This is a genomic window from Thauera sp. (assembly GCF_047601425.1).
GTDB lineage: Bacteria > Pseudomonadota > Gammaproteobacteria > Burkholderiales > Rhodocyclaceae > Thauera.
This window is the reverse complement of sequence record NZ_JASGJL010000001.1, coordinates 2,921,354-2,945,550: the sequence shown is the minus strand read 5'-3', so window position 1 is coordinate 2,945,550 and position 24,197 is coordinate 2,921,354. Positions and strand designations below refer to the sequence as shown.

Genomic DNA, 24,197 nt, shown 5'->3' with positions numbered 1-24,197 from the left:
GTTTTATCTGTAAAATTTGTCGACATTTGTGATTTTGTTGTTTGTTGTGATTCGATTTTCAAGTTTTTGACAGTTGGCGCAGCGCCAGCCGGATGCCTTCCGACACGCCGATGCCTTCGTCCAGGCTTTTCATCGCTCCCAGCGCCTCACGTTCGTTGTAGCCCAGTGCCAGCAGCGCATTGAGGATGTCGCTGCGGGCATCGGGCGCGTGGCCCGGCGCGGCGGCGAGCCGGGCGCCGGACAGATTCGGCAGCGCCTTGCCGAGCTTGTCGCGCAGTTCCAGCAGCAGGCGTTCGGCGGTCTTTTTGCCGATACCGGGAATCTTCACCAGGCGGCCGGTTTCCTGCAGCGCGACCGCTTGCGCGAGGTCGTTCACCGACAGCCCCGACAGCACCGCCAGTGCCATGCGCGCGCCGACGCCGGACACTTTCAGCAACTGGCGGAAGGTGGTGCGCTCCTCGTCGGTGGCAAAGCCGAACAGGAAATGGCCGTCCTCGCGCACCACGTGGTGGGTGTGCAGGCTGACCTGGGCACCGGTGGCCGGCAGGCCGTAGAAGGTGCTCATCGGCACGTCGATTTCGTAGCCGACGCCATGTACGTCGACGAGGATCTGGGGCGGGTTCTTTTCGAGCAGGGTGCCGGTGATGCGTCCGATCATGAGCGAGCTTCCAGGCGGGGCGGATGAGAACGTGGCAAGTCTACCAGTGGCGCCTGCCAGTGCCTGTTCCCATGGGTGAAAATTCATACAGCTCGATTGGCGGGGTCCATGAACGGGGTGGCCATGGATTCAGGCCCGCCTGGAGGGTATTTTCCTTCTGTCGGCCGGCGCGCTCGGGCTAGAATCTGGCCCGTTCGCGCAATTGCGCCGGCCTGAGCTGCCTTGTGCTGCACAGATGCCGCCCCGTCGAAATGATCGAGGAGATTCCCCATGCCGCAGATGAAGTTCCTGGCCGCCACCCTGGCGCTGTGCGCCGCTGCCACTGTCAACGCCGCCGACATCAAGGTCGGCATCGCGCTGGACATTTCCGGTCCCTTCTCGGCGCTGGGCGCGGAGGCGCGCGACGGCTTCGAACTGGCCATCGAGAAGCTCGGCGGCAAACTCGGCGGCCAGCCGGCGGAGTTCCTGCGCACCGATTTCGGCGGCAGCCCGGAGCAGGCCAACCAGCTCGTCGCCCGCTACCTGCAGCGTGAAAAGATCGACTTCTTCACCGGCCCGATCGGCTCGAACGCCGCGCTGGCGGTCGGCCCGGCGCTGTTCGCCGCCAAGGTGCCCTACCTGTCGAGCAACCCCGGCCCCAGCGCCTACGCCGGCGACAAGTGCAGTCCCTGGTTCTTCGCCCAGTACCAGAACGACACCTACGACGAGGCCGCCGGCAAGGTCGCCAACGAGAAGGGCTACCAGAACGTCGTGCTGATCGCGCCCAACTACCCGGCGGGCAAGGATCACCTGAATGGCTTCAAGCGCCTGTACAAGGGTGCGGTGAAGGACGAGATCTACACCAAGCTCGGCCAGATCGACTACGCGCCCGAAATCGCCCAGATCCGTGCGGCCAAACCCGACGCGGTGTTCTTCTTCCTGCCGGGCGCGATGGGCATCAATTTCGTCAAGCAGTTCGTCGGCGGCGGCCTGAAGGACGTGCCGCTGATCGCACCGGGCTTCTCGGCCGACGAGGACGTGATCCAGGCCGTCGGCGAGCCGATGCTCGGCGTGCTCAACACCGCGCACTGGACGCACGATCTGGATGTGCCCGCCAACGCCGAATTCGTCGCCGCCTTCCGCCAGAAGTACGACGGCCGCTACCCCTCGGTGTATGCGGCGATGGCCTACGACACGCTGATGGCGATGGACGCCGCGGTGCGCGATGTCGGCGGCAAGGTGGGCGACCGCGAAGCGGTGCTGAAGGCGCTGAAGAACCCGAGCTTCAAGTCGGTGCGCGGCGACTTCACCTATGGCGTCAACAACTATCCGGTGCAGAACTACTACCTGCGCGAAGTCGGCAAGGATGCCGACGGCCGCCTGACCAACAAGCTGGTCGGCATCACGCTGGAAAACCACCAGGATGCCTACGTCGGCGCCTGCAAGATGTAAGCGTGCGCGGGGCGGGCAGCATTCCCGCCCCCCCAGCCCTGTTTCCATGGATGCAATCTTCGTCTTCGAGCAACTGCTCAACGGTCTCGGCTACGGCTTGATGCTGTTCCTGATCGCCGCCGGCCTGACGCTGGTGTTCGGCATCATGGACACCATGAACCTCGCCCACGGTTCGCTGTACATGGCCGGCGCCTATGTCGCCGCGCGCGTGCATGAAGCCAGCGGCATGTTCACGCTCGCCGTGCTGGTCGCCGTGCTGGTCACCGTGGTCGTCGCGGCCTTGCTCGAAGTGCTGGTGATTCGCCGCCTGTACCGGCGCGACCACCTGGTGCAGGTGCTGGCCACCTTCGGCATCATCCTGATCGCCGACGACGCGGTGAAGGCGATCTGGGGCGTGGCGCCGCTGATGGCGTCGACGCCGGCGGCGCTCGCCGGGCCGGTGCAGCTGGCCGAAGGCCTGCCTTACCCGTCCTATCGCCTGCTGCTGATCGCTGCCGGCCTGCTGGTCGCGCTCGGGCTCTACCTGCTGGTCAACAAGACACGCATCGGCATGCTGGTGCGCGCCGGCGCCTCGAACCGCCAGATGGCCGAGTTCATGGGCGTGCGCGTGGGCACGGTGTTCGCCTTCGTGTTCGCGCTCGGCGCCGGACTGGCGGCGCTGGCCGGCGCGTTGATGGCGCCGATCAGCTCGGTGCAGATCGGCATGGGCGAAGCGATCCTGATCCCGGCGCTGGTGGTCATCGTCATCGGCGGCATCGGCTCGATCCGCGGCGCCTTCGTCGCCGCGCTGCTGGTCGGCCTGGTCGATACCGCCGGGCGCGCCTTCCTGCCGCCGGCGCTGCGCGCGGTACTGCCGCCTTCGGTGGCGGCGGACCTGGGGCCGGCGCTGGCCGGCATCGCCATGTACGTGCTGATGGCCGCCGTGCTGACGCTGAAGCCCGCCGGCCTGTTCCCGGCCCGGGCATGAGGCGAACAGTGTGAATCGTCCCGCTGCCGATTCGTCGCGCGTGGCCGCCACCACAGGTGCTGCCTGCGCCGTGGCCGAACACCCACATCGGCCCTTCGCGGTGCGCTTTCCGGGCTTCGCCCGCCGCCTGCCCTGGCTGGTGCTGGTGATCCTGGCGCTGTTCCCGCTGCTGGCACCGAGCTTCGGGCTGGAATACTACGTCGGCTTCGTGCGCCGGCTGCTGATCGTCGCCATCGCCGCCAGCAGCCTCAACTTCATCCTCGGCTATGGCGGCATGGCCGCGCTCGGGCATGCCGGCTTCATCGGCGTCGGCGCCTACACCGTGGTCGCGCTGGTCGAGGCCGGCTTCTCGTCCGCCTGGCTGGCCTGGGGCGGCGCGCTGGTCGCCGCCGGCCTGTCCGCCGCCCTCATCGGTGCGGTGTCGCTGCGCACGCGCGGGGTGTATTTCATCATGATCACGCTGGCTTTCGCCCAGATGCTGTACTACCTGGCGGTGTCGCTGCGCACCTATGGCGGCGACGACGGCTATGGCCTGTACACCCCGCTGGAAATGGGCGCCTGGCTGGACGGCGTGCATCCGGACGTCTTCTACTGGGTGGTGCTGGTCATCGCCGCGCTGGTGTTCGCGTGCTTCAGCCGCGTCGCCCATTCGCGCTACGGCCATGCGCTGCGCGGCATCCGCGACAACGAAACGCGCATGGTCGCGCTCGGCTACCCGGTGTATCGGCTCAAGCTCGCCGGCTTCGTCGCTGCCGGCGCGGTGGCCGGACTGGCCGGCGGCCTGCTCGCCAGCCACAACGCCTTCGTCAGCCCGGCGATGATGCACTGGACGCAGTCGGCATTGCTGCTGGTGATGGTGATGCTCGGCGGCCTCGGCCGGCGCTGGGGCGCACCGCTCGGCGTGGCGCTGTGGCTGGTGCTGGAAGAAACGCTGAAGATGCACACCGACTACTGGCATTGGCCGCTCGGCGTGCTGCTGCTGCTCGCCGTGTTCCATGCGCCGCAGGGCCTGGCGGCGCTGTTCGAGCGCCGGGAGGGCGGCCGATGAGCCTGTTCGTGGCCGAAGGCCTAGTCAAGCGGTTCGGTGGCCTGCTCGCCACCGACCATGTTGACCTCGCCGTCGAGCGCGGTGAGATCCACGCCCTGATCGGCCCCAACGGTGCCGGCAAGTCGACCCTGGTCAATCTGATCTCCGGCCTGCTGCCGGCCGACGCCGGCCGCATCGTGCTCGACGGCGCCGATCTGACCGGCCTGGCGCCGTACCAGCGCGTGCGCCACGGCTTGGCGCGCTGCTTCCAGATCACCAGCGTGTTCCGCAACGATTCGGTGCGCGACAACCTGCTGCTGGCCGTGCAGGCCCAGGCCGGCTCCAGCTTCCGCTGCCTGCGGCGGCGCGAAGCCGAGACCGCGCTGATGGATGCGGCGCTGGCACTGGCCGACAGGACCGGCCTCGCCGCGGTGCTCGACCGTCCCGCCGGCGTGCTGCCGCACGGCATGCAGAAGCGGCTCGACCTCGCCCTGGCGCTGGCCGCTCACCCCAGGCTGCTGCTGCTCGACGAGCCGATGGCCGGCATGGGGCCGGAGGATTCGGTGCAGATGGTCGAACTGATCGGCCGCCTGCGCAGCGAAACCGCGATCCTGCTGATCGAGCACGACATGGACGCGGTGTTCCGGCTTGCCGACCGCATTTCGGTGCTGGTCTATGGCCGGGTACTGACCTCGGGCGACGCTGCGCACGTCAAGGGGCACCCTGAAGTGCAGTCGGTCTATCTCGGCACGGAGGCGCAGACATGAGCGCCTTCGCCTGCCTGCCCGCCGAGGGCGTTCTTGCTGCCGCAAGGAGGAAGCTGCGTCGCTGCCGGAGGATCGTGCAATGAGTACGCCGCTGCTGAGCTGCCGGGGCCTGGAAGCTGGTTATGGCGCGAGCCAGGTGCTGTTCGGGCTGGACTTCGACATCCGCGCGGGTGAGGTCGTCGCCCTGATGGGCCGCAACGGCATGGGCAAGAGCACCACGATCAAGACCCTGGTCGGTGGCCTGCGCCCGCAGCGCGGTCAGATCCTGTTCGACGGTGCGCCCATCCACGCCGCACGCGCCGACCACATCGCCCGTCTCGGCGTCGCGATCGTGCCCGAAGGCCGCCAGTGCTTTCCGAACCTGAGCGTGCGCGAGCATCTGATTGCCTTCGCCGACTGCCGCAATGCTGCGGCCGAACCCTGGACGCTGGACCGCCTGTACGTGCTGTTCCCGCGCCTGGCCGAGCGCGCCGGCCACATGGGCAACCAGCTTTCCGGCGGCGAACAGCAGATGCTGGCGATCGCCCGCGCGCTCTCGACCAACCCCCGCCTGTTGATCCTCGACGAAGCCACCGAAGGCCTGGCGCCGGTGATCCGCGACGAAATCTGGCGCTGCCTGGCCTTGCTGAAGGCCCAGGGCCAGACCACGCTGGTGGTCGACAAATACGTCGAAAAACTGCTGCCGCTCGCCGACCGCAACCTGATCCTCGAGCGCGGCTGCATCGTCTGGCAGGGCAGCTCGGCCGAGCTGGATGTACAGCGGGAGTTGTGGAGCCGTTATCTGGGAGTATGAGCGGTGGTGGGAGGCTGACGCTGTGCTTAGTGTTCGCCGAAGACGTCTTCCAGCGTTTGCGCATCCAGGATGCTGTCCGCCCAGCGTTCGAGATCGGCGCGAGTGGCACGCTGCAGCCGTTCGGAGGTCTGGCGGTCGAGCGGGCCGAAGCGGCGGGAAAGCTGGCGGGTCAGCAGCTCACGCTCACCGTCCTCGCGGCCTTCTTCACGACCTTTTTCCAGGCCCTGCAACAAGCCTTGCTCCATTCCGGCATGGCGGGCACGTTCGCTCCAGGTCAGCATCTCCTCGTTCTCCTGCGGATAGCACTGTTGGTACAGCTGCCGTTCATTATCGTCAAGCGGACTGTAGATGTCGATGAAGTCCATGTATTTGATACGTTTTTCGATGCTCGGTTCGAGCCCGATCAGGCCGCGCACGGCCTGGGCGTAGATTTCCAGCTTGCGCTCGCGCGGCCAGCGCATGTTGGGCAGGTTGAGCCGGGCGACGAGATTGGGGCTGTCCAGCCAGGCGTCGGCCGGGGTATCGGCGAGGATGCAGGCGAGATAGTCGAAGCGCAGATAGGTGTGCCGCTCGCTGCCCTGCACCAGTTGGCGGCGCACACGTTCCCCACCACGCAGAAAGATCACCACCGGTACCACACGGTCGGTATCCATCAATTCACTAAGGGCGGCACAGTAGGATACAAGGCGATGGATCGAGAATCGCCCAGGCATGCTTTCTTCCTCGAGCACGAACAGCAAGGCCTCGCGCCGGCCGTCGGGCCATTCGGCCAGCAGCGGCACATCGAGTTCGTGGAAGCGATCGCCGAGTCGGCCCTTGAGCTGTTCTTGCCGGATCGGTGTGATGCGTACCGCGTCGTCCAGATCATGGGCTTCGTCGGCTGCGAAGAAGGCCAACGCCTGCCGAGGGTAGTCGAGGATCAGGTTCTTGAAGTTCTGGTCGTGGCTCGGCGCTGGCATCGCACAATCCCGATTTCATGACGAATGGGATTGTATGCCAAATGATTCCGTTGGGTCGCTTGTGCCTTCTTCAACCGAAAACCAGCGCCCCGGCAAGGATCAAGCCGTGCAGGTTGGCCGCGAGGATGGTGCGCTTGATCGCGGGGCCGAGTTCGGCGGGGTCTTCGGCGTGCTGCAGCAGTTCGCGGCCGGCGGAGAAGGACAGCACCAGCGTCATCGCGGCGGCGGCGGTCTTCTGCGGCAGGGTGCCGTTGCTGCTCATGCCGACCAGCCAGCCGTAGGCGACGATGGCGATCAGCAGGTAGCCCCATTTCGCCGCCTGCGGGCCGAGCTTCACCACCAGGGTGTTCTTGCCTGCCGCGGCGTCGCCGGCATGGTCGGGGAACTGGTTGATGAACAGCAGGTTGGCGACCAGCAGCGCATACGACAGGCCGGCGGCGGCAGGCAATGCGGCGAAGCTGCCGCGCTGCACGTAGTCGGTGCCGACCACCACCAGCAGCCAGGCGGCGGCGATCGCCAGTTCGCCCAGGCCGCGGCTCATCAGCTTCAAGGGCGGCGCCGAATAGGCCCAGCCGGCAAACAGGCCGCCGGCGCCGATCAGCAGCAGGCCGGGCCCTGCCTGCCAAGTCAGCCACAGCCCGGCCGGAATCACCGACGCCAGCAACACGTAGCCGAACAGCCCCGTCTGGCGGGGCGTCAGCACGCCGTTCTGGATGAAGCGGCTGCCGCCGGTGAAGGGGAACAGGCGCTCGGTGTTGGCTGCGTCGGCGCCGCTCAACGCGTCGTGGTAATCGTTGATGACATTGACGCCGGCATGGGCGACGAGAGCGAACAGCACGGTGAGCACGGCCGTCGTAGTGTCGATGCCGGCCCCGCTGCGCCAGGCGCTGGCCAGCCCGATCAGGCAGGCCACCAGCGTCACCGACAGGAAGGCGGGCCGGGTTGCGGCGAAGTAGCAGGCGAAGGCGCTGCCGAAGCGGCCGGGCTGCGGTTCGGCCGGGTGCGGGGCGGGCATCGGCAGGCTCATAGCAGCACGATGTCGTACTGTTCCTGCGTGTAGCTGGCCTCGGCGTGCAGCGAGACCTTCTTGCCGATGAAGTCCGACAGCATCGCCAGCGACTGGCTTTCTTCGTCGAGGAACAGGTCGATCACCTGCGGCGCGGCAAGCACGCGGAATTCACGCGCATTGAACTGGCGGGCCTCGCGCAGCAGCTCGCGCAGGATTTCGTAGGCCACGGTGCGCGCGGTCTTGACCTCGCCGCGGGCGTCGCAGGTCGGGCAGGGCTCGCACAGCAGGTGGGCGAGCGATTCGCGCGTGCGCTTGCGCGTCATCTCCACCAGGCCGAGCGCGGTGAAGCCGTTGATGCTCATCTTGGTGTGGTCGCGCGACAGCGCCTTGCGGAACTCGTCGAGCACCATCTCGCGGTGCTCGGTGTTCTCCATGTCGATGAAGTCGATGATGATGATGCCGCCCAGGTTGCGCAGCCGCAACTGGCGGGCGATCGCCTGGGTGGCTTCGAGGTTGGTCTTGAAGATGGTGTCGTCGAAGTTGCGCGCGCCGACGAAGCCGCCGGTGTTGACGTTGACCGTGGTCATCGCCTCGGTCTGGTCGATGATCAGGTAGCCGCCTGACTTCAGATCCACGCGGCGGGCGAGCGCTTTCTGGATCTCTTCCTCGACGTTGTACAGCTCGAACAGCGGCCGTTCGCCGGCATAGTGCTCGAGCAGCGGCAGCACCTTGGGGGTGTATTCGGCGGCGAAGGCGGTGAGCTTCTGGAAGTTTTCCCGCGAATCGACGCGGATGCGCGCGGTGTCGTCGTTGGCGAGATCGCGCAGCGCGCGCTGGCCGAGGCCGAGATCTTCGTGCAGCAGCTTGGGCGGGAACAGACCGGTGGTGCTGTTGCGGATCTCGCCCCACAGCTTGCGCAGGTAGGCGATGTCGGCCGCCAGTTCGGCATCCGAGGCGGATTCGGCCATCGTCCGCACGATGAAGCCGCCGGGCTCGTCGGCGGGCACCAGCGCGCCCAGGCGGTCGCGCAGGGCCTCGCGCTCGGCCTCGTCCTCGATGCGCTGCGAGATGCCGATGTGTTTTTCCTGCGGCAGGTAGACCAGCAGGCGGCCGGCCAAGCTGATCTGCGTCGACAGCCGGGCGCCCTTGGTGCCGATCGGGTCCTTCAGCACCTGCACCATCAGGCTCTGGCCTTCGGTCAGGATGCGTTCGATCGGGCGCGCGGCCTCGCCGTTCTGGCGTTCGCTCCAGATGTCCGCCACGTGCAGGAAGGCGGTGCGCTCCAGGCCGATGTCGATGAAGGCCGACTGCATGCCGGGCAGCACCCGCACGACCTTACCGAGGTAAACGTTGCCGACGATGCCGCGGCTGGCGGTGCGCTCGATGTGCAGTTCCTGCACCACACCCTGTTCGATGATCGCCACCCGCGTTTCCTGCGGGGTGAAGTTGATGAGGAATTCCGTGCTCATGAATGCCTGCGTCAATGGGAAATGCGCAAGGGCGGCTCACCTTCCCGATCGGGCCGCCCTTGCGCATTGCTCATCCATCGTGGCCCGGCTATCGGCAGGCCCTGTGTTTCGCAGGAGCGGCTTTGGCCGGGGGCGCCGAGCCGCGACAGCAGCGGTCGCGCCAAAGCCGCTCCTGCGAGAGATTCTACGGCGAATTGCGCGGGTCACAGAGGATAGCCGAAGGTCTCCAGCAGGTGCGCGGTCTCGAACAAGGGCAGGCCCATGATGCCGGAGTAGCTGCCGTGGATTTCCTCGATGAAGATCGCCGCCTTGCCCTGGATGCCGTAGGCGCCGGCCTTGTCCATCGGCTCGCCGGTGGCGACGTAGTGGCGGATCTCGAGGTCGGACAGCTCGCGGAACCTAACCGTGCTGATCGACAGCTTGCTGCGCGTGCGCTCGCCGTCGCTGATCGCCAGCGCCGTCAGCACGCGATGGCTGCGGCCGGACAGGCGGCGCAGGATGGCATGGGCGTCGGCGGTGTCGGCCGGCTTGCCGATGATGTCGCCGTCCAGCTCCAGCGCGGTGTCGGCCGCGAGTACCGGATGGCGCAGCAGCTTGCGCCACTGGATGCGGCGTACGCCTGCCTGGGCCTTGGTCAGTGCCAGGCGTTCGACGTAGCGTTCGACGCCTTCTCCGGAAAGGGTGCTTTCGTCGACGTCGGGGTCTTCGCCGCGCTCGCCGGTGCGGAAGGTCAGCACGTCGAAATGGACGCCGATCTGGCGCAGCAGTTCGCGCCGGCGGGGGCTCTTCGAGGCAAGGTAGATGCGTGGGTTCATCGGATCATTCACGGTGATAGGGGTGGTTGCGCAGCACCGTCAAGGCGCGGTAAAGCGCCTCGGCCAGCAGCGGGCGCACCAGGGCGTGCGGCAGGGTCAGGCTGGACAGGCGGATGGCTTCATGGGCGGTGGCCTTCAGCGCCGGTGCCAGCCCGTCCGGGCCGCCGACGATCAGGGCCACGTCCTGGCCTTCGCCCTGCCAGGCTTCCAGCCTGCGCGACAGCGCCAGCGTGCTCAGGTCGGCGCCGCGCTCGTCGAGGATGACCCGGCGGCAGCGCGGCGGCAGCGCGGCTTCGATGCGTGCCGCTTCGGCCGTCATCATCGCGTCCACGGTCTTGCCGCTGGTGCGCGGCTCGGCCTTGACCTCGACCAGCTGCAGCGGCAGCTCGCGCGGCATGCGGCGGGCGAACTCGTCGAAGCCGGCCTCGACCCAGCCGGGCATGCGGTGGCCGACGGCGACGACGGCAAGCTTCAATTCACTTTCCCGCGGCGGCCTGTGCCGGCTTGCGAGAGGCCGGGGCGGTGTTCCAAAGCTCTTCCAGGCGATAGTGGGCGCGGATGGCGGGTTGCATGATGTGGACCACGATGCTGCCCAGGTCCACCAGCACCCATTCGCCGCTGTCCTCGCCTTCGATGCTGAGCACGTCGGCGCCGGCTTCGCGTGCCTTGTCATGCACGTTGCGGGCCAGGGCGCGGGTTCTGGCGGCCGGAGTCGGCGCTGGCGACGACGATGCGGTCGAACAGCGGGGTGTTGCGCGAAGTGTCGATGACTTCGATGTCGCGCGCCTTGATGTCTTCTAGGGCGGAAACGACGATTTGTTGCAGTGCAGGAGTGTCCATCAAGGGGAAGCGTGTCCAGTCAGGTTGCGGGTGTAGAGCCCATTCGCCCCAATATAGTCGAGAACGGAATCGGGCAGCAAATAGCGCGCGCTGTGGCCGTGACCGATCAGGTCGCGGATCAGCGTGGCCGAAATCGCCAGCGGCGTCATGTCGAAGGGGATGATGCGTCCGGCCGGGGCCGCGCGCAGCTCGGCCGGGTCGGAGGTGTGGCGGCCTTCGCACAGCGCGGCAAGCTCAGGCGACAGCGTCGCCGGCCAGCGGCGGGCGTGGGGTGAATAGCCGGGGCGGTTGGCGACGGCGATGTGGGCCAGCGAGAACAGCTCCTGCCAGCGATGCCATTGGGGCAGGCCTTCGAAGGCATCGGCGCCGAGGATCAGCACCAGCGGGCGCCGCGGACCGAGGTCGGTGCGCAGGCGCTCGAGCGTCAGCACCGTGTAGCTTTTCTGTTCGGCACGCACTTCCCCATCGTCGACTTCGAGGCCTTCATTGCCGGCGGCGGCCAGGCGTGTCATCGCCAGGCGGTCCTCGGCGGTGCTGCCGGGATCGCCGCGGTGCGGCGGCTGGCCGGCGGGAATCAGGCGTACCCGCTCCAGCCCCAGCGCTTCGCGCGCCTCTTCCGCCAGCCGCAGGTGGGCGAAATGGATCGGATCGAACGTGCCGCCGAGCAGGCCGAGCGGGGTGCTCGCCGCTGCGCTGTCCCGGGCTGCGCTCATTGGCGGAGATCGCCCGGCAGGCCGAACACGTCGCGGGTGTTGGCGTAGAAGCTGCCGAACAGCACCGGCACCAGGATCAGCGGCAGCGGAAAGGACGCCAGCGTGGCGATCGTGGGCGAAACCAGGCCCAGCACGCCGATGAGCAGGCCGGGCAGCACGGCGCCGAACACCATCACGCCGATCGCGTAGGCGAGGAAGGGGCGCCAGTTGCGCAGGCAGGCGTAGAAGCTGAAGAACATCGCCTTGGCGGCGGGCAGTTTCCACCAGGAAGCCAGCATCGGCGCGAACCAGTAGGCCATCATCAGCGGCGTGGACAGCAGGGTCCCCACCAGCAGCGTGGTGCCGATGTTGGAGTTCGCCAGGGCCGCTTCGTTGACATCGCCGTCGCCGCGCATCATCGCCGCCAGTGTGCCGTCATCGACCATCGACACCACCAGCAGGACCAGCACCGAGCCCGCCAGGTAGAGGCCGCCGATGGCCAGCAGCGACGGCAGGTTGCCGCGAAAGCCCGAAAACAGCACGTCCGGCCCGACCTTCCTGCCGGCATCGACTGCCCGGCAGGCATTGAGCACGCCCACCGACAGCGCCGGCATGAGCAGTGAGGCGGCGATCTGGCCGACGAAGGGGAAGATGCTGACCACCAGCAGCGCCAGCAGGTAGCCGAAGGCGGCGAAACTGATCAGTGCGGGGTTCTTGCGCCAGAGCTGCAGGCCTTCGCGCAGCCAGTTCCAGCCGTGCGCGGTACGAAGGGTATTTGCTTGCATCGTTGGATCTTCAGTCGGAATCGGGGCCGGGAGCAGGGGTATTCGTACCGGAGGCGCCAGCCGCATCGGCGGAACTCTTGCCCGGAGCCGGCAGCGCAGGGAACTGCGGCGCGAAGGTTTCCCGCCAGGCCGCATACAGCGCGCCGGCCGTCACCGGCAGCAGCGCCAGCATGCCCAGTCCGGCCGGGATCAGCGCCACCCAGGCCAGCACGTACAGCAGCGCGGCAAGCACGATGAAGGCGAGCAGGTTGTGGAAGCAGGCGCGGGCGGACAGCATCATCGCTTCGAGCGGGGCCACGCCGTGCAGCATCACCAGCGCCGGGGCGAACCACAGCGCCATCAGCAGCAGCACCCACAGCCCGGTGAACACCAGGGCGCCGAACATCACGCCGCCGGCCGCCATGCCTGCGCCGGGCACGCTGCCGACCACCATGCCGGTCAGCATCGCGCTGCCGCTGATCGCTGCCGCCACCAGCGCCGCCAGCAGCGCGCCCAGCAGGTGGAAGGTGCCGACCAGCAGCAGGTTGGCGGCATGGCGGCGGATGCCGTCGAACAGGTGGTCGATGCGCAGTGTCTCGCCGCGGTCGAGCGCCTGGGCGCCGGACAGCATGCCTGCCAGCAGCACCGGCAGCGCGATCGGCGCCGCCGCCCAGCCGAGGATGGGCAGCACGCCCAGCGCGGCGAGGATGACGAAGACGATGAAGGCCTGGATCGCCCACACCACTGGAGCTTTCATGAACAGCCGCCAGCCGTCGGCCAGCCATTGCAGGGCGTGACCCGGGGCGACGTCGCCAGGGGCGGGAGCGGGAGGGAGATGTCCTTGCCTGGTCATAGCGGCAGGGGCGGCACGCCTGCGGCGCGCAGGCGCAGGATGTTGCGGTATTCGTTCGGGTCCTTGACCAGAACCATCTCGCCGCTGCGCGGGCGATGGAAGTCGGCCGCGCGCGATAGCCAGAAGCGCAACGCCGCGGCGCGCAGCATCGCCGGCCAGGCAGCGCGCTCTGCGGCGGTGAACGGCCGCTCGGCGTGGTAGGCGTCGAGCAGGGCCTGGCTGCGGGCGGGGTCGAGCCGGCCGTCGGGCTGGCTGCACCAGTCGTTGACGGTCACGGCGACGTCGAACAGCAGGACGTCGTAGCCGGCAAAGTAGAAGTCGATCAGGCCGCCGATACGCGGCGTGCCGTCTTCGTCCCTGTCCCACAGCACGTTGTCGCGGAACAGGTCGGCGTGGATCGCGCCCTGGGGCAGGGCGCTGGCATCGACGCTCGCCTGGAAGGCCAGCTCGGCATCGAGCATTGCCTGTTCGTCTTCAGGCAGAAAGGGGCGCACCACCTGCGCGGTGCTTGCCCGCCAGGCAGCGCCGCGCGGATTCTCCTGGCGGCGGCCGTAGGACTGCCCGGCGAGGTGAAGGCCGGCGAGCATGGCGCCGATCTTCCCGCAGTGGGTGAGACCGGGATCCATCTCGGACGAACCCGACAGCCGCACCACCAGCGCGGCGGGCCGGCCCTGCAGGGTGCCGAGGTATTCGTTGTCGCGGTTGGCGATCGGCCCCGGCACCGGCAGGCCGTGGCGCGACAGGTGCGCCATCAGGTGCAGGTAGTAGGGCAGTTCGGCGCGAGACAGGTCTTCGAACAGCGTCAGCACGTAGCGGCCGAGCGTGGTGGTGACGAAGAAGTTGCTGTTCTGCACGCCGGCCGAAATGCCTTTCAGCTCCACCAGCCGGCCGACGGCATAGCCTTTCAGCCATTCGGCAAGCGTGGTTTCGGGGACGTGCGTGAAGACGGACATGCGGACTCCGAGGGGCGATGGGCGGGTTGACCGAGTGGTTTGAGTCAGGCCGCCAGCACGGCGGCTGGGTTGGCAGAAGCGGCTGCCACGCGCACTGCCTGCCATGCGGCCAGCTTGGCGTCGAAGCCGCGCGCGGCATGCGCCGGGCTGGTCGATGGCAGGCGGGTGAAGGCCAGGCCGGGCGGCAGCGCGACACGACCCCGCACATGGCGGCGGAAAGCCGTTTCGGCGGTGGTGCCGTTGAAGAAGACGTGCGTGATCTGCGGACAGGAGCGGAACAGGCCGGCAAAGTCGTTCGGCTCGATGCTGCCGGGGGCGATCGCGCTGTCGAGGCTGCCGCTGCGCTCACAGGCGGCGATCACGTCCCACAGCGCCACGCCGGCCGCGTTCAGCCTGAGCAGCCGCGCGGCGTAGGGCAGCTCCGGGCCGGCGCCGAACAGCGCCCCCATGATCGGCCAGAAGGCGTTGCGCGGATGGGCGTAGTACTGCGCGGCGTCGAGCGAAGCCTGGCCCGGCATGCTGCCGAGCACCAGCACCCGCGCGTCGGCACGCACGGCGGGCGCGAAGCAGCGCACGCGGGGGGGCGTGCTCACCAGGATTTGATCACCCACATCGGCACCGCCAGGTCGGGCAGGGAATCCTCGCGCACCATCTTGCCCTTGCCTTCCTTGTCGATCAGGTAGTAGGGCACGCCGTGCGGCGGTGTCACCTTGACCATGTAGAGCTGGCCGCGGATGCGGTATTCGGCGACGGTGTCCTCGCCGCGCTGGATGATGGTGACCTGCGGCTCGTCGACATCGCCTTCGGCAGGCATCGGCGGCGGCTCGGGAATCGGCTCGAGGGCGGGCGGCTGCTGGGCGTAGGCCGGCATGACGGCGGCGAGCAGCAGGGCGATCAGGGTGCGGCGCATGGTGTTCTCCAGAAGATGCCGTAATTCTAGCCGTTTGGGCCGAAGCCTGCTGCCGCGGGCGAGCGGGCTACAGGTTCAGCATCATGTCGTGCTCGGCCGGCATCGGCTGGAAGCCGCGCCGTTCGTAATGCTTGAAGATGGCCTCGACGACTTCTTCGGGTGTGTCGATGACCTGCACCAGGTCCAGGTCTTCCGGGTTGACCATGCCGTCGGCGACCAGACGGTCGCGGAACCAGTCGAGCAGGCCCTGCCAGAACGGGCCGTGCACCAGGATGATCGGAATCTTCTGGCTCTTCTTGGTCTGGATCAGCGTCATCGCTTCGAGCAGTTCGTCCAGCGTGCCGAAGCCGCCCGGCATCACCACGTAGGCGGCAGCGAACTTGACGAACATGAACTTGCGCGCGAAGAAGTGGCGGAAGGTCTGCGAGATGTCCTGGTAGGGGTTGGCGGTCTGCTCCAGCGGCAGCTGGATGTTCAGCCCCACCGACGGGCTCTTGCCGAAGAAGGCGCCCTTGTTGGCAGCCTCCATGATGCCCGGCCCGCCGCCGGAGATCACGGTGAAGCCGGAGTCCGACAGCCGGCGTGCGATCTGCTCGGCCAGGATGTAGTACATGTGGTCGGGCGGTATGCGCGCGCTGCCGAAGATCGACACTGCGGGCCGGATGGCCGACAGGCGGTCGGTCGCCTCCACGAACTCTGCCATAATTCCGAAGATCCGCCAGGACTCGCGTGCGTTGTAGCGCGGTGTGCCGCCGTCCGGCGCGCTGTGGGCGCGGATGCTGCGGGGGAGTTTGTCTTTCGCGGTCATGTTGTTGTTCTCATGTATGTTCCCGGCCGGAGCAGGCCGGACCCCGTTCCCGAGGATTTCCAGAAATGCCGACCCTGCTGCTCGTCGATGGCTCCAGCTACCTCTATCGCGCCTTCCATGCGCTGCCCGATCTGCGCAATTCGCAGGGCGAGCCGACGGGGGCGATACGGGGAGTGCTGTCGATGCTACGTCGGCTGGAAAGCGACTACAAGGCGGAATTTCGTGCCTGCGTGTTCGACGCCAAGGGCAAGACCTTCCGCGACGACTGGTATCCCGAATACAAGGCCCACCGCCCGTCGATGCCCGACGACCTGCGCGCGCAGATCGAGCCGCTGCACGAAGCGGTGGCCGCCGAAGGCTGGCCGCTGCTGTCGGTCGAGGGCGTCGAGGCCGACGACGTCATCGGCACGCTGACCCGCCAGGCGCTGGAACGCGGCTGGGAAGTGGTGATCTCCACCGGCGACAAGGACCTCACCCAGCTCGTGCGCCCCGGCGTGCAGTGGGTCAACACCATGAGCGAGGAAGTGCTGGATTCGGCTGGCGTCGAAGCCAAGTTCGGCGTGCCGCCCGAGCGCATCATCGATTACCTGACCCTGGTCGGCGACACTGTGGACAACGTGCCCGGAGTGGAGAAATGCGGCCCCAAGACCGCGCTGAAATGGCTGGCCGAGTACGGCGACCTCGACAACCTGGTCGCCAACGCCGACAAGATCGGCGGCAAGGTCGGCGAGAACCTGCGCAAACACCTGGACTTCCTGCCGCTGGGGCGCAAGCTGGTGACGGTGGCCACCGACGTCGACCTGCCGGTGACGCTGGACGAACTGCCCGCGCGCGGCGACGACAAGGTGGCGCTGCGCGCGCTGTACGAGCGCTTCGAGTTCCGCTCCTGGCTGAAGGACATTGATGCCGGCGCCAGCAGCGTCGCCGCGTCGAAAGCCGCTACCGAAGCGCGCCGTTTTGCTCCGGATGGTGAAAGCAAGGGCGCGGAGCCGGCCGAAGCAGGATCGCACCGCGGCAACTACGCCACGATCCTCGACTGGGACAGCTTCGAGACCTGGCTGGCTAGGATCGGCGCCGCCGAACTCACCGCCTTCGACACCGAAACCACCAGCCTCGACCCGATGGCCGCGCAACTGGTCGGCATGTCCTTCGCCGTCGCGGCGGGTCAAGCCGCTTACCTGCCGCTGGCACACCGCGGCGCCGAAGCGCCCGAGCAACTGCCGCTGGCCGAGGTGCTGGACAAGCTGCGGCCCTGGCTGGAATCCGATACCCATGCCAAGCTCGGCCAGAACCTGAAGTACGACGCCCACGTGCTCGCCAACCACGGCATCACCCTGCGCGGCATCGCCCACGACACCCTGCTCGAATCCTACGTGCTCGAAAGCGACAAGTCGCACGACATGGATTCGCTCGCCCGCCGCCATCTCGGCCTGACGACGATCCCCTACACCGACGTCTGCGGCAAGGGCGCCAAGCAGATCGGCTTCTTTGATGTCGCGGTCGAGCGGGCCACCGAATACGCCGCCGAGGACGCCGACGTCACACTGCGCCTGCACCGGCACCTGTGGCCGCAGCTCGAAGCCGAACCCCGGCTCGCCGCGCTCTACCGCGACATCGAGCTGCCGGTGCTGCGTGTGCTGCAGCAGATGGAGCGCACCGGAGTGCTGATCGACCCCTTCCTGCTCGCCCAGCACTCCGAAGAGCTCGGCCGCCGCCTGCACGAACTCGAACTGCAGGCGCACGAACTGGCCGGCCAGCCCTTCAACCTCGGTTCGCCCAAGCAGCTCGGCGAGATCCTGTTCGGCAAGCTCGGCCTGCCGGTGGTCAAGAAGACCGCCACCGGCCAGCCCTCCACCGACGAAGAAGTGCTGGAAAAGCTCGCCGAAGACTACCCGCTGCCCAAGCTGCTGCTCGAGCACCGCAGCCTGTCCAAGCTCAAGAGCACCTACGCCGACAAGCTGCCGCGCATGGTCAACCCCGCCACCGGCCGGGTGCACACCAGCTTCTCGCAGGCCACCGCGGTCACCGGCCGGCTGTCCAGCTCCGAGCCCAACCTGCAGAACATCCCGATCCGCACGCCCGAAGGCCGCCGCATCCGCGCCGCCTTCATCGCGCCCAAGGATCACCTGATCGTCTCCGCCGACTACTCGCAGATCGAGCTGCGCATCATGGCCCACCTGTCGGGCGACGCCCGCCTGCTCGAAGCCTTCGCCCACGGCGAGGACGTGCACCGCGCCACCGCCAGCGAAGTGTTCGGCGTGCCTCCGACCGAAGTCAGCAGCGAACAGCGCCGCTACGCCAAGGTGATCAACTTCGGCCTCATCTACGGCATGAGCGCGCACGGCCTGGCCAAGAACCTCGGCATCGAGCGCGCCGCGGCCCAGGGCTGGATCGACCGCTATTTCGCCCGTTACCCCGGCGTCGCCGACTACATGGAACGCACCCGCATCGAGGCGCGCGAGCAAGGCTACGTCGAAACCGTGTTCGGCCGCCGCCTCTACCTGCCCGACATCCGCGCCGCCCAGGCCGGCCGCCGCCAGGGCGCCGAACGCGCGGCGATCAACGCGCCGATGCAGGGCACCGCCGCCGACCTGATCAAGAAGGCGATGATCGCCACCAGCGACTGGCTGGCCGCATCCGGGCTGAAGTCGAAGCTGGTGCTGCAGGTGCACGACGAACTGGTGCTGGAAGTGCCCAAGGGCGAGCTTGAGGCCATCCGCAGCGAACTGCCCAAGCTGATGGGCGGCGTCGCGGAGCTGAACGTGCCGCTGCTGGTCGAAGTGGGGGCGGGCGACAACTGGGATGAGGCGCACTAGGCGTACGTGTTGCCCTTTGTTGTCTTTGCTGCACCGTCCATCTTTTCGACGTGCCGCCCATTTTTCCGCAGGAGCGGCTTCAGCTGGGGGCGCCTCGCCGCGAATTGGGCCTCATGGCCACCCCCAACCGCTATTTTCGCGGCTGAAGCCACCCGGTGCTTTAGCGAATCAATCGCCCCGATAGCCGCCCGCAGCAAAGCTGCGTGCTAGCATCGCCGGCATCCAGAATGCTTGCCCCGGCCCGCGCCGGGGCCGAACCGCGAGATCACCCATGAGCTTCTTCACCCAGTACATCGACAAGCACCTGGCCGCCATCGAGGCCCTGCGCGCCATCGAACAGGTGGTCGAAGCCGGCGCGCAGCGCATCAGCGCGGCACTCAACCGCGGCAACAAGATCCTGTTCTGCGGCAACGGCGGCAGCGCCGCCGACGCCCAGCACATCGCCGCCGAGCTGGTCGGCCGCTTTGTCGCCGAGCGCCGTGCGCTGCCCGGCATCGCGCTCACCACCGACACCTCCATCCTCACCGCGGTCGGTAACGACTACGGCTTCGATGACGTCTTCGCGCGCCAGGTCGATGCGCTCGGCCAGCCGGGCGACGTGCTGGTCGGCATCTCCACCAGCGGCAACAGCCCCAACGTCATCGCCGCGGTCGAAGCGGCGCGCCGGCGCGGCGTGGAGGTCATCGGCCTGCTCGGCCGTGACGGCGGCAAGCTGCGCGAGCTGGTGGACCTGGCAGTCATCATCGGCGTCGCCGAGACGGCCCACATCCAGGAATGCCACATCATGATCGGCCACATGTGGTGCGCCCACGTCGACGCCCACCTCGCCACCGCGGATGCGGCCAAGGCCTCGGCCGCCGGCGTGCTGGACGAAGCCCGGGCCATCGCCACCGTCCGCGCCGCGCGCCAGGCCGGCGAGCGCGTGGTCATGACCAACGGCTGTTTCGACATCCTCCACCCCGGCCACATCGAATACCTCGAACAGGCCCGCGCGCTCGGCCAGCGCCTGATCGTCGCCGTCAACGACGACGACTCGGTACGCCGCCTCAAGGGCGACGGCCGCCCGGTCAATTCGCTGGCCCACCGCATGCGCATGCTCGCCGCGCTCGGCTGTGTGGATTGGGTGGTGCCGTTCGCCGAAGACACGCCCGAGCGCCTGATCTGCGCCGTGCTGCCCGACCTGCTGGTCAAGGGCGGCGACTACACCCCCGACCAGATCGCCGGCGGCGACTGCGTGCGCCGCGCTGGCGGCGACGTCAGGGTGCTGGGGTTCGTTGAAGGGCACTCGACCACCAGCCTGATCGAGCGCATCCGCGACGGTGCTTGATTCCGGAATTTACGGGCTCTGATTCCGAAATTTACGAGGATTGATTCCGAATTTTACGGGAACTGATTCCGGGGGTTACGCTAGAGTTCAGGCATGGACTCCGCCCCGCTTTACCTTCGTTGGATCGCCCCTCGCATTGCCGAGGCTCTGCTCGATACACCGGCAGTGCTGCTCGCCGGCCCCAGGCAAGCCGGCAAGACGACACTGGTGCGCCAGTTTGCCGAACAGGGCTTTCGTTATCTGGCGCTCGACGATGAGTTGACCCTGCTGTCCGCCCGCGAAGATCCGGCCGGAATGATCCGTAGCCTGGATCGGGCCGTCATCGACGAAATCCAGCGTGCGCCGCAGTTGCTGCTGGCGATCAAGGCCAGCATCGATGAAGATCGCCGTCCTGGCCGCTTCCTGCTGACCGGTTCAGCCAACCTGATGACGCTGCCGACCGTGGCCGACTCGCTCGCCGGGAGGATGGAGACTCTGTCTCTGATGCCGCTGGCGCAAGGCGAAATCGAAGGAGGGGCGGCAAACTGGGTCGATGCCGCATTCGAAGGTGCCCTTCCTGAGGCAAAGGTGTTCGCACTGGGCGACGAACTGGCCGGGCGGGTGCTGCGCGGCGGTTATCCCGAAGCCATCGCCAGAAACGCTTCGCGCCGGCGTGTGGCCTGGGCTCGGCAATACATCGATGCCATCATTCAGCGCGATGTCCGGGACATTGCCGGCATCGAGCGTCTGGATCAGTTGCCGCGCTTCCTGCGGGCCTTGGCGCAGACCGCCGGGCAGATGTGCAACTACACCCGACTGGGCGGGCAGATCGGCCTGGACGGCAAGACGGCCTTGCGCTATGTGGGTGTATTTGAGCAGATGTACCTGCTCAAGCGGATCGATCCCTGGGGACGCAACCGGCTCAGCCGCGTGGTGAAAACGCCGAAGCTGCAGTTCATCGATTCCGGTTTGCTGGCCACGCTGATGGATCTGGGCGAGGTGCGCGTGGCTGAGGATCGCGGCCGTTTCGGCAAGGTCCTGGAGTCCTTCGTTTTTGGCGAGATGCTCAAGCACATGGCGTGGGCAGAGGGCGACTACCAGTTGATGTATTACCGCGATGCCGACAAGGTGGAAGTCGATTTCGTCATCGAGAACACTGTTGGCGAGCTGCTTGGCGTCGAAGTGAAGGCTTCGGCCACGGTGCAGGAAAGCGACTTGCGCGGTTTGCGAAAACTCGCCGGTCTGGCTGGCGACCGGTTCAGAATGGGGGTGCTGCTCTACGACGGCAAGGAAACCCTGCCCTTGGGCAAAGGCCTGTGGGCAGCGCCGCTGTCTTCGCTGTGGGGACGTTGATCCCGAGGGCTTCCCTCACACCGCCTCCGCATCCATGTAGATCTCGTCCAGGGTGATTTCCGCATCCAGGCAGTCGAGCCGGATGCTGCCCTGGGTATGGACTTCGTACTGCCCCGGATCGCCGAAGCGGTAGATTTCCACGTGGCGTTTTTCGGGATCGACCAGCATGTATTCGCGCAGTGTCGGAATCGTCTGGTAGGCGAACAGCTTCTCGCGGTGGTCGATGCGCTCGGTGCTGGGCGACAGCACCTCGACGATCAGGCTGGGATGGCGGCGGAAATAGGGGTCGCGGTCCTGCGGGTCGCAGGCCAGCAGCAGATCGGGGTAGTAAAAAAAGGTCTGCTTGGTATGAACCACCCGAACCTTCATGTCGGCCATGAAAAGCTGGCAGCCTTTGCGGCGCGCATGGGGGAGTGCTGCTGCATGGAGTGCACCGGCGACCAGGCCGTGTTTCGCGCTTGCGCCGCCCATGGCGACGACTTCGCCGTCCAGGTATTCGTGCTTGATCTCGGTACGGGTTTCGCCGTCGAGATAGTCTTCGATGCTGATTTTCTCGCGGTGTGCAGGAATGCTGCTCATGCGGGCCTCCATCGGGGGCGGGGTAGGGTGCAATGATAAATCAGCCTGGAGCGTCCAGCTTGAGGCCATGGTCTCGACTGATTATGCTCACCCAAACCTTCGGAGTCCGCACCATGCCCTTGCCGATGACCAAACCCGAGTTCGACATCGATGCCTACATGGCGTGGGAAGAGGAGCAGGCCGAGCGCCATGAATATCTGGCGGGCGAGGTGTTCGCCATGTCCGGAGGCACGGACGCACACTACACGGTCCTGTTGAATGCCGCGACCAGCCTCAAGACTGCCCTGGCCGGAAAACCCTGCCGGGTTTTCGTCTCGGGCATGAAGCTGCGCATCGACCGCGCCGATGCGGTGTTCTACCCCGACGTTTTCGTCACCTGTGATCTGCGCGATCGCCAGTCCGATGCCAGCCTGGCCAAGCAATATCCCAGCCTGATCGTCGAAGTGCTGTCCGACGCGACTGCGGCCTTCGATCGTGGCCGCAAGTTCGAGCTGTACCAGCAGATCGATACCCTGGGGGAATACCTGCTCATCGAGCAGGACCGCAAGCATGCGGACCTGTTTCGCAAGAACGACGAAGGCTTGTGGGTGTTGCACCCGGCAGGGCCGGGTGACGTCATCCGGCTGGACAGCATTGGTGCCGAGTTGATGCTGGAAATGCTGTACGAGGATGTCGAGCTGTAGCGGTTCGCCATTTCGTCACAGCTTCAAGGCGTCTCTTTAAGTGGTGTTTACATCACATGGACACCCAGCAGATACGCCAAAGCGTCGCCGAGCACCGAGCCTCCCTGAAGATGACCCAGGTCGAGCTTGCCAGGCGCAGATCCCAGCAATATCGGCCACTTGCAGCGTCCGCAGAACAGCATCGCGCAGCAGTCCCGCGCCGAGCTTCTTGCCTTGCCACGCCTCGCTGACATCATGCCGCATCTGTAGGCAGACGTGGAACGCCCGCCTTTTCCTCGTCAGTCGAAAACCTCGCACTCCGCCAGCGCCCTTCCGGCCTGGTCCTTGGCCGACAGTAGTGGCTGATTGCCCGCCAGCGGCCAGTCCACGCCGACCGTGGGGTCGTCCCAGGCCAGGCAGCGCTCGTGCTCGGGTGCGTAGTAGTCGGTGGCCTTGTACAGCACGTCGGCGGTTTCGCTCAGCACCAGGAAGCCGTGTGCAAAGCCTTCGGGAATCCAGAGCTGGTGCCTGTTCTCGGCTGACAGTACGACGCCCGTCCAGCAGCCGAAGTGCGGCGAGCTGCGGCGCAGGTTGACGGTGACGTCGAAGATTCTGCCTTCGATCACGCGGATGAGTTTTCCCTGCGGCTGATGGATCTGGTAGTGCAGTCCGCGCAGCACGCCGCGCTGCGAGCGTGAGTGGTTGTCCTGCACGAAGTTTGCCTGGCGACCGGTCGCAGCCTCGAAGTCCCGCTGGTTGTAGCTTTCGAGGAAGAAGCCGCGCGCATCGCCGAACACCCTGGGTTCCAGCAGCCATACATCGGGGATAGGCGTGCGCCTGGCGGCGATCATGCAGGGACTTCCTTCAGCAGGCGCAGCAGATAGCGGCCGTAGGCATTCTGAGCAAGCGGTGCTGCCAGCTCTTGAAGCTGCCCGGCGTCGATCCAGCCCATGCGATAGGCGATCTCTTCCGGGCAGGCCACCTTGAGGCCCTGACGGCGCTCCAGTGTGGCGATGAACTGGCCCGCTTCCAGCAGCGAATCGTGGGTGCCGGTATCCAGCCAGGCGTAGCCGCGCCCCATGGTTTCGACGTCCAGCAGGCCATCGTCCAGATACAGCCGGTTCAGGTCGGTGATCTCGAGTTCGCCCCGCGCCGACGGGCGCAACGTGGCAGCGCGCTCACTGGCGCTGCCATCGTAGAAGTACAGCCCCGTCACGGCATAGTTTGATTTCGGCTGGGCAGGCTTCTCCTCGATCGACAGAACCTTGCCGTCCGCAGAGAACTCGACCACTCCATACCGCTCCGGGTCCTGCACGTGATAGGCGAATATCGTTGCGCCGGCGGTGGCCGCAGCCGCCCTCCGCAGCAGGCGATGGAGTTCGTGGCCGTAGAAGAGGTTATCGCCCAGCACCAGCGTGCAGGGCGCGCCGGCCAGGAAGGAGCCTGCAATGATCAGCGCCTGCGCCAACCCTTCCGGCTGTGGCTGTACGGCATATTGCAGCGAGATGCCCCATTGCGAGCCGTCCCCCAGCAGTTGCTGAAAGCGCGCCGTGTCCTGCGGTGTCGAAATCAGCAGGATGTCGCGGATGTCCGCCAGCATCAGCGTGCTGAGCGGGTAATAGACCATCGGCTTGTCGAACACCGGCAGCAACTGCTTGCTGACGGCGAGCGTGGCTGGATGCAGGCGTGTGCCTGAGCCGCCGGCGAGGATGATGCCTTTGCGTCGTATTGTAAGGACTGCAGTCATTTTCGAATGCCCAGGCACA

25 protein-coding genes and 2 pseudogenes are annotated in these 24,197 nt (G+C 66.9%); 10 read left to right on the top strand and 17 right to left on the bottom strand.

Going from position 1 to position 24,197, the window contains the following annotated elements; all coding sequences use genetic code 11:
- Nucleotides 1-58: 58 nt before the first annotated feature.
- The gene (ruvA, locus tag QM748_RS14290) at nt 59-658 is read right to left on the bottom strand and encodes a Holliday junction branch migration protein RuvA (RefSeq protein ID WP_415247591.1); all 600 of its coding nucleotides are present in this window, start codon (nt 656-658) and stop codon (nt 59-61) included.
- 270 nt (nt 659-928) lie between these two features.
- On the opposite strand from ruvA, the gene QM748_RS14285 reads away from it, so the two are divergent.
- The 5 genes from QM748_RS14285 to QM748_RS14265 all read left to right on the top strand — a co-directional run bounded on the left by QM748_RS14285 (nt 929) and on the right by QM748_RS14265 (nt 5,643).
- Complete coding sequence (locus tag QM748_RS14285; RefSeq protein ID WP_415247590.1) at nt 929-2,089, top strand: ABC transporter substrate-binding protein; 1,161 nt, start codon at nt 929-931, stop codon at nt 2,087-2,089.
- Nucleotides 2,090-2,135: 46 nt separating this feature from the next.
- Nucleotides 2,136-3,056 (top strand): branched-chain amino acid ABC transporter permease, encoded by a 921-nt coding sequence (locus QM748_RS14280; protein ID WP_415247589.1) that lies wholly within the window; start codon nt 2,136-2,138, stop codon nt 3,054-3,056.
- Nucleotides 3,057-3,156: 100 nt separating this feature from the next.
- On the top strand, nt 3,157-4,104 hold the full coding sequence (locus QM748_RS14275; protein ID WP_415248075.1) for a branched-chain amino acid ABC transporter permease: 948 nt from the start codon (nt 3,157-3,159) through the stop codon (nt 4,102-4,104).
- A complete protein-coding gene (locus QM748_RS14270; protein ID WP_415247588.1) occupies nt 4,101-4,850 on the top strand; it encodes an ABC transporter ATP-binding protein in 750 nt (249 codons plus the stop codon). Before QM748_RS14275 ends, QM748_RS14270 begins: the two co-directional genes overlap by 4 nt.
- Before the next feature lie 79 nt (nt 4,851-4,929).
- Complete coding sequence (locus tag QM748_RS14265) at nt 4,930-5,643, top strand: ABC transporter ATP-binding protein (protein ID WP_415247587.1); 714 nt, start codon at nt 4,930-4,932, stop codon at nt 5,641-5,643.
- 26 nt (nt 5,644-5,669) lie between these two features.
- Here QM748_RS14265 and QM748_RS14260 read toward each other — a convergent pair whose 3' ends face one another.
- The 13 genes and pseudogenes from QM748_RS14260 to QM748_RS14200 all read right to left on the bottom strand — a co-directional run bounded on the left by QM748_RS14260 (nt 5,670) and on the right by QM748_RS14200 (nt 15,715).
- A complete protein-coding gene (locus QM748_RS14260) occupies nt 5,670-6,602 on the bottom strand; it encodes a DUF4351 domain-containing protein (protein WP_415247586.1) in 933 nt (310 codons plus the stop codon).
- 70 nt (nt 6,603-6,672) lie between these two features.
- The gene (locus QM748_RS14255; protein WP_415247585.1) at nt 6,673-7,617 is read right to left on the bottom strand and encodes a prenyltransferase; all 945 of its coding nucleotides are present in this window, start codon (nt 7,615-7,617) and stop codon (nt 6,673-6,675) included.
- Nucleotides 7,618-7,625: 8 nt separating this feature from the next.
- On the bottom strand, nt 7,626-9,080 hold the full coding sequence (gene rng, locus QM748_RS14250) for a ribonuclease G (protein WP_415247584.1): 1,455 nt from the start codon (nt 9,078-9,080) through the stop codon (nt 7,626-7,628).
- Between the two features lie 203 nt (nt 9,081-9,283).
- On the bottom strand, nt 9,284-9,895 hold the full coding sequence (locus tag QM748_RS14245) for a Maf family protein (protein WP_415247583.1): 612 nt from the start codon (nt 9,893-9,895) through the stop codon (nt 9,284-9,286).
- 4 nt (nt 9,896-9,899) lie between these two features.
- Entirely contained in the window at nt 9,900-10,370 is a 471-nt protein-coding gene (gene rlmH, locus QM748_RS14240) for a 23S rRNA (pseudouridine(1915)-N(3))-methyltransferase RlmH (protein WP_415247582.1), read from the bottom strand.
- A gap of 1 nt (nt 10,371) precedes the next feature.
- Nucleotides 10,372-10,735 (bottom strand): annotated as a pseudogene (rsfS, locus tag QM748_RS14235) (ribosome silencing factor).
- Nucleotides 10,735-11,448, bottom strand: a complete 714-nt coding sequence (gene nadD / locus QM748_RS14230) for a nicotinate-nucleotide adenylyltransferase (protein ID WP_415247581.1) — start codon at nt 11,446-11,448, stop codon at nt 10,735-10,737. The pseudogene rsfS and the gene nadD overlap by 1 nt, the downstream one beginning before the upstream one ends.
- Nucleotides 11,445-12,212, bottom strand: coding sequence for a BPSS1780 family membrane protein (locus QM748_RS14225; RefSeq protein ID WP_415247580.1), 768 nt, complete (start codon nt 12,210-12,212; stop codon nt 11,445-11,447). The genes nadD and QM748_RS14225 overlap by 4 nt, the downstream gene beginning before the upstream one ends.
- Before the next feature lie 10 nt (nt 12,213-12,222).
- Nucleotides 12,223-13,044 (bottom strand): BPSS1780 family membrane protein, encoded by an 822-nt coding sequence (locus QM748_RS14220; RefSeq protein WP_415247579.1) that lies wholly within the window; start codon nt 13,042-13,044, stop codon nt 12,223-12,225.
- Nucleotides 13,041-13,997 (bottom strand): homoserine kinase, encoded by a 957-nt coding sequence (locus QM748_RS14215; RefSeq protein WP_415247578.1) that lies wholly within the window; start codon nt 13,995-13,997, stop codon nt 13,041-13,043. The genes QM748_RS14220 and QM748_RS14215 overlap by 4 nt, the downstream gene beginning before the upstream one ends.
- Nucleotides 13,998-14,041: 44 nt before the next feature.
- The gene (locus tag QM748_RS14210) at nt 14,042-14,590 is read right to left on the bottom strand and encodes a DNA-deoxyinosine glycosylase (protein ID WP_415247577.1); all 549 of its coding nucleotides are present in this window, start codon (nt 14,588-14,590) and stop codon (nt 14,042-14,044) included.
- Nucleotides 14,587-14,907, bottom strand: coding sequence for a DUF2782 domain-containing protein (locus QM748_RS14205; RefSeq protein ID WP_415247576.1), 321 nt, complete (start codon nt 14,905-14,907; stop codon nt 14,587-14,589). The genes QM748_RS14210 and QM748_RS14205 overlap by 4 nt, the downstream gene beginning before the upstream one ends.
- Before the next feature lie 67 nt (nt 14,908-14,974).
- Nucleotides 14,975-15,715 (bottom strand): TIGR00730 family Rossman fold protein, encoded by a 741-nt coding sequence (locus tag QM748_RS14200; RefSeq protein ID WP_415247575.1) that lies wholly within the window; start codon nt 15,713-15,715, stop codon nt 14,975-14,977.
- A 65-nt stretch (nt 15,716-15,780) separates the two neighbouring features.
- Between QM748_RS14200 and polA the strand changes: the two genes are divergently transcribed.
- From polA to QM748_RS14180, 4 genes and pseudogenes are all read left to right on the top strand, one after another.
- Nucleotides 15,781-18,531: a DNA polymerase I gene (polA, locus tag QM748_RS14195; RefSeq protein WP_415247574.1), complete on the top strand. Its 2,751-nt coding sequence runs from the start codon at nt 15,781-15,783 to the stop codon at nt 18,529-18,531.
- Nucleotides 18,532-18,802: 271 nt separating this feature from the next.
- A pseudogene (gene gmhA, locus QM748_RS14190) lies at nt 18,803-19,357 on the top strand (D-sedoheptulose 7-phosphate isomerase); the annotation flags it as partial.
- 36 nt (nt 19,358-19,393) lie between these two features.
- Nucleotides 19,394-19,858: a D-glycero-beta-D-manno-heptose 1-phosphate adenylyltransferase gene (rfaE2, locus tag QM748_RS14185; RefSeq protein WP_415248074.1), complete on the top strand. Its 465-nt coding sequence runs from the start codon at nt 19,394-19,396 to the stop codon at nt 19,856-19,858.
- A gap of 93 nt (nt 19,859-19,951) precedes the next feature.
- On the top strand, nt 19,952-21,190 hold the full coding sequence (locus QM748_RS14180) for an ATP-binding protein (RefSeq protein WP_415247573.1): 1,239 nt from the start codon (nt 19,952-19,954) through the stop codon (nt 21,188-21,190).
- A 15-nt stretch (nt 21,191-21,205) separates the two neighbouring features.
- On the opposite strand, the gene QM748_RS14175 is transcribed toward QM748_RS14180, so the two are convergent.
- Nucleotides 21,206-21,769: a Uma2 family endonuclease gene (locus QM748_RS14175; RefSeq protein WP_415247572.1), complete on the bottom strand. Its 564-nt coding sequence runs from the start codon at nt 21,767-21,769 to the stop codon at nt 21,206-21,208.
- Nucleotides 21,770-21,882: 113 nt separating this feature from the next.
- Here QM748_RS14175 and QM748_RS14170 point away from each other — a divergent pair, with 113 nt between their 5' ends.
- The gene (locus QM748_RS14170; protein ID WP_415247571.1) at nt 21,883-22,452 is read left to right on the top strand and encodes a Uma2 family endonuclease; all 570 of its coding nucleotides are present in this window, start codon (nt 21,883-21,885) and stop codon (nt 22,450-22,452) included.
- Nucleotides 22,453-22,730: 278 nt separating this feature from the next.
- Here the strand turns inward: QM748_RS14170 and rfbC are convergent, their stop codons facing one another.
- Nucleotides 22,731-23,282, bottom strand: a complete 552-nt coding sequence (gene rfbC / locus QM748_RS14165; RefSeq protein ID WP_415247570.1) for a dTDP-4-dehydrorhamnose 3,5-epimerase — start codon at nt 23,280-23,282, stop codon at nt 22,731-22,733.
- Nucleotides 23,279-24,178: a glucose-1-phosphate thymidylyltransferase RfbA gene (gene rfbA, locus QM748_RS14160; RefSeq protein WP_415247569.1), complete on the bottom strand. Its 900-nt coding sequence runs from the start codon at nt 24,176-24,178 to the stop codon at nt 23,279-23,281. The genes rfbC and rfbA overlap by 4 nt, the downstream gene beginning before the upstream one ends.
- Nucleotides 24,179-24,197 lie beyond the last annotated feature (19 nt).

Bases quoted from the DNA above. Each gene is read 5' to 3' on its own strand.
- QM748_RS14175 (WP_415247572.1), bottom strand. From the start codon at position 21,769: ATGAGCAGCATTCCTGCACACCGCGAGAAAATCAGCATCGAAGACTAT.
- QM748_RS14180 (WP_415247573.1), top strand. From the start codon at position 19,952: ATGGACTCCGCCCCGCTTTACCTTCGTTGGATCGCCCCTCGCATTGCC.
- QM748_RS14245 (WP_415247583.1), bottom strand. From the start codon at position 9,895: ATGAACCCACGCATCTACCTTGCCTCGAAGAGCCCCCGCCGGCGCGAA.
- QM748_RS14205 (WP_415247576.1), bottom strand. From the start codon at position 14,907: ATGCGCCGCACCCTGATCGCCCTGCTGCTCGCCGCCGTCATGCCGGCC.
- QM748_RS14260 (WP_415247586.1), bottom strand. From the start codon at position 6,602: ATGCCAGCGCCGAGCCACGACCAGAACTTCAAGAACCTGATCCTCGAC.
- ruvA (WP_415247591.1), bottom strand. From the start codon at position 658: ATGATCGGACGCATCACCGGCACCCTGCTCGAAAAGAACCCGCCCCAG.
- QM748_RS14265 (WP_415247587.1), top strand. From the start codon at position 4,930: ATGAGTACGCCGCTGCTGAGCTGCCGGGGCCTGGAAGCTGGTTATGGC.
- QM748_RS14225 (WP_415247580.1), bottom strand. From the start codon at position 12,212: ATGCAAGCAAATACCCTTCGTACCGCGCACGGCTGGAACTGGCTGCGC.
- QM748_RS14200 (WP_415247575.1), bottom strand. From the start codon at position 15,715: ATGACCGCGAAAGACAAACTCCCCCGCAGCATCCGCGCCCACAGCGCG.
- nadD (WP_415247581.1), bottom strand. From the start codon at position 11,448: ATGAGCGCAGCCCGGGACAGCGCAGCGGCGAGCACCCCGCTCGGCCTG.
- QM748_RS14255 (WP_415247585.1), bottom strand. From the start codon at position 7,617: ATGCCCGCCCCGCACCCGGCCGAACCGCAGCCCGGCCGCTTCGGCAGC.
- rng (WP_415247584.1), bottom strand. From the start codon at position 9,080: ATGAGCACGGAATTCCTCATCAACTTCACCCCGCAGGAAACGCGGGTG.
- QM748_RS14220 (WP_415247579.1), bottom strand. From the start codon at position 13,044: ATGACCAGGCAAGGACATCTCCCTCCCGCTCCCGCCCCTGGCGACGTC.
- rfbA (WP_415247569.1), bottom strand. From the start codon at position 24,178: ATGACTGCAGTCCTTACAATACGACGCAAAGGCATCATCCTCGCCGGC.
- polA (WP_415247574.1), top strand. From the start codon at position 15,781: ATGCCGACCCTGCTGCTCGTCGATGGCTCCAGCTACCTCTATCGCGCC.
- QM748_RS14170 (WP_415247571.1), top strand. From the start codon at position 21,883: ATGCCCTTGCCGATGACCAAACCCGAGTTCGACATCGATGCCTACATG.
- QM748_RS14285 (WP_415247590.1), top strand. From the start codon at position 929: ATGCCGCAGATGAAGTTCCTGGCCGCCACCCTGGCGCTGTGCGCCGCT.
- QM748_RS14215 (WP_415247578.1), bottom strand. From the start codon at position 13,997: ATGTCCGTCTTCACGCACGTCCCCGAAACCACGCTTGCCGAATGGCTG.
- rfbC (WP_415247570.1), bottom strand. From the start codon at position 23,282: ATGATCGCCGCCAGGCGCACGCCTATCCCCGATGTATGGCTGCTGGAA.
- QM748_RS14280 (WP_415247589.1), top strand. From the start codon at position 2,136: ATGGATGCAATCTTCGTCTTCGAGCAACTGCTCAACGGTCTCGGCTAC.
- QM748_RS14270 (WP_415247588.1), top strand. From the start codon at position 4,101: ATGAGCCTGTTCGTGGCCGAAGGCCTAGTCAAGCGGTTCGGTGGCCTG.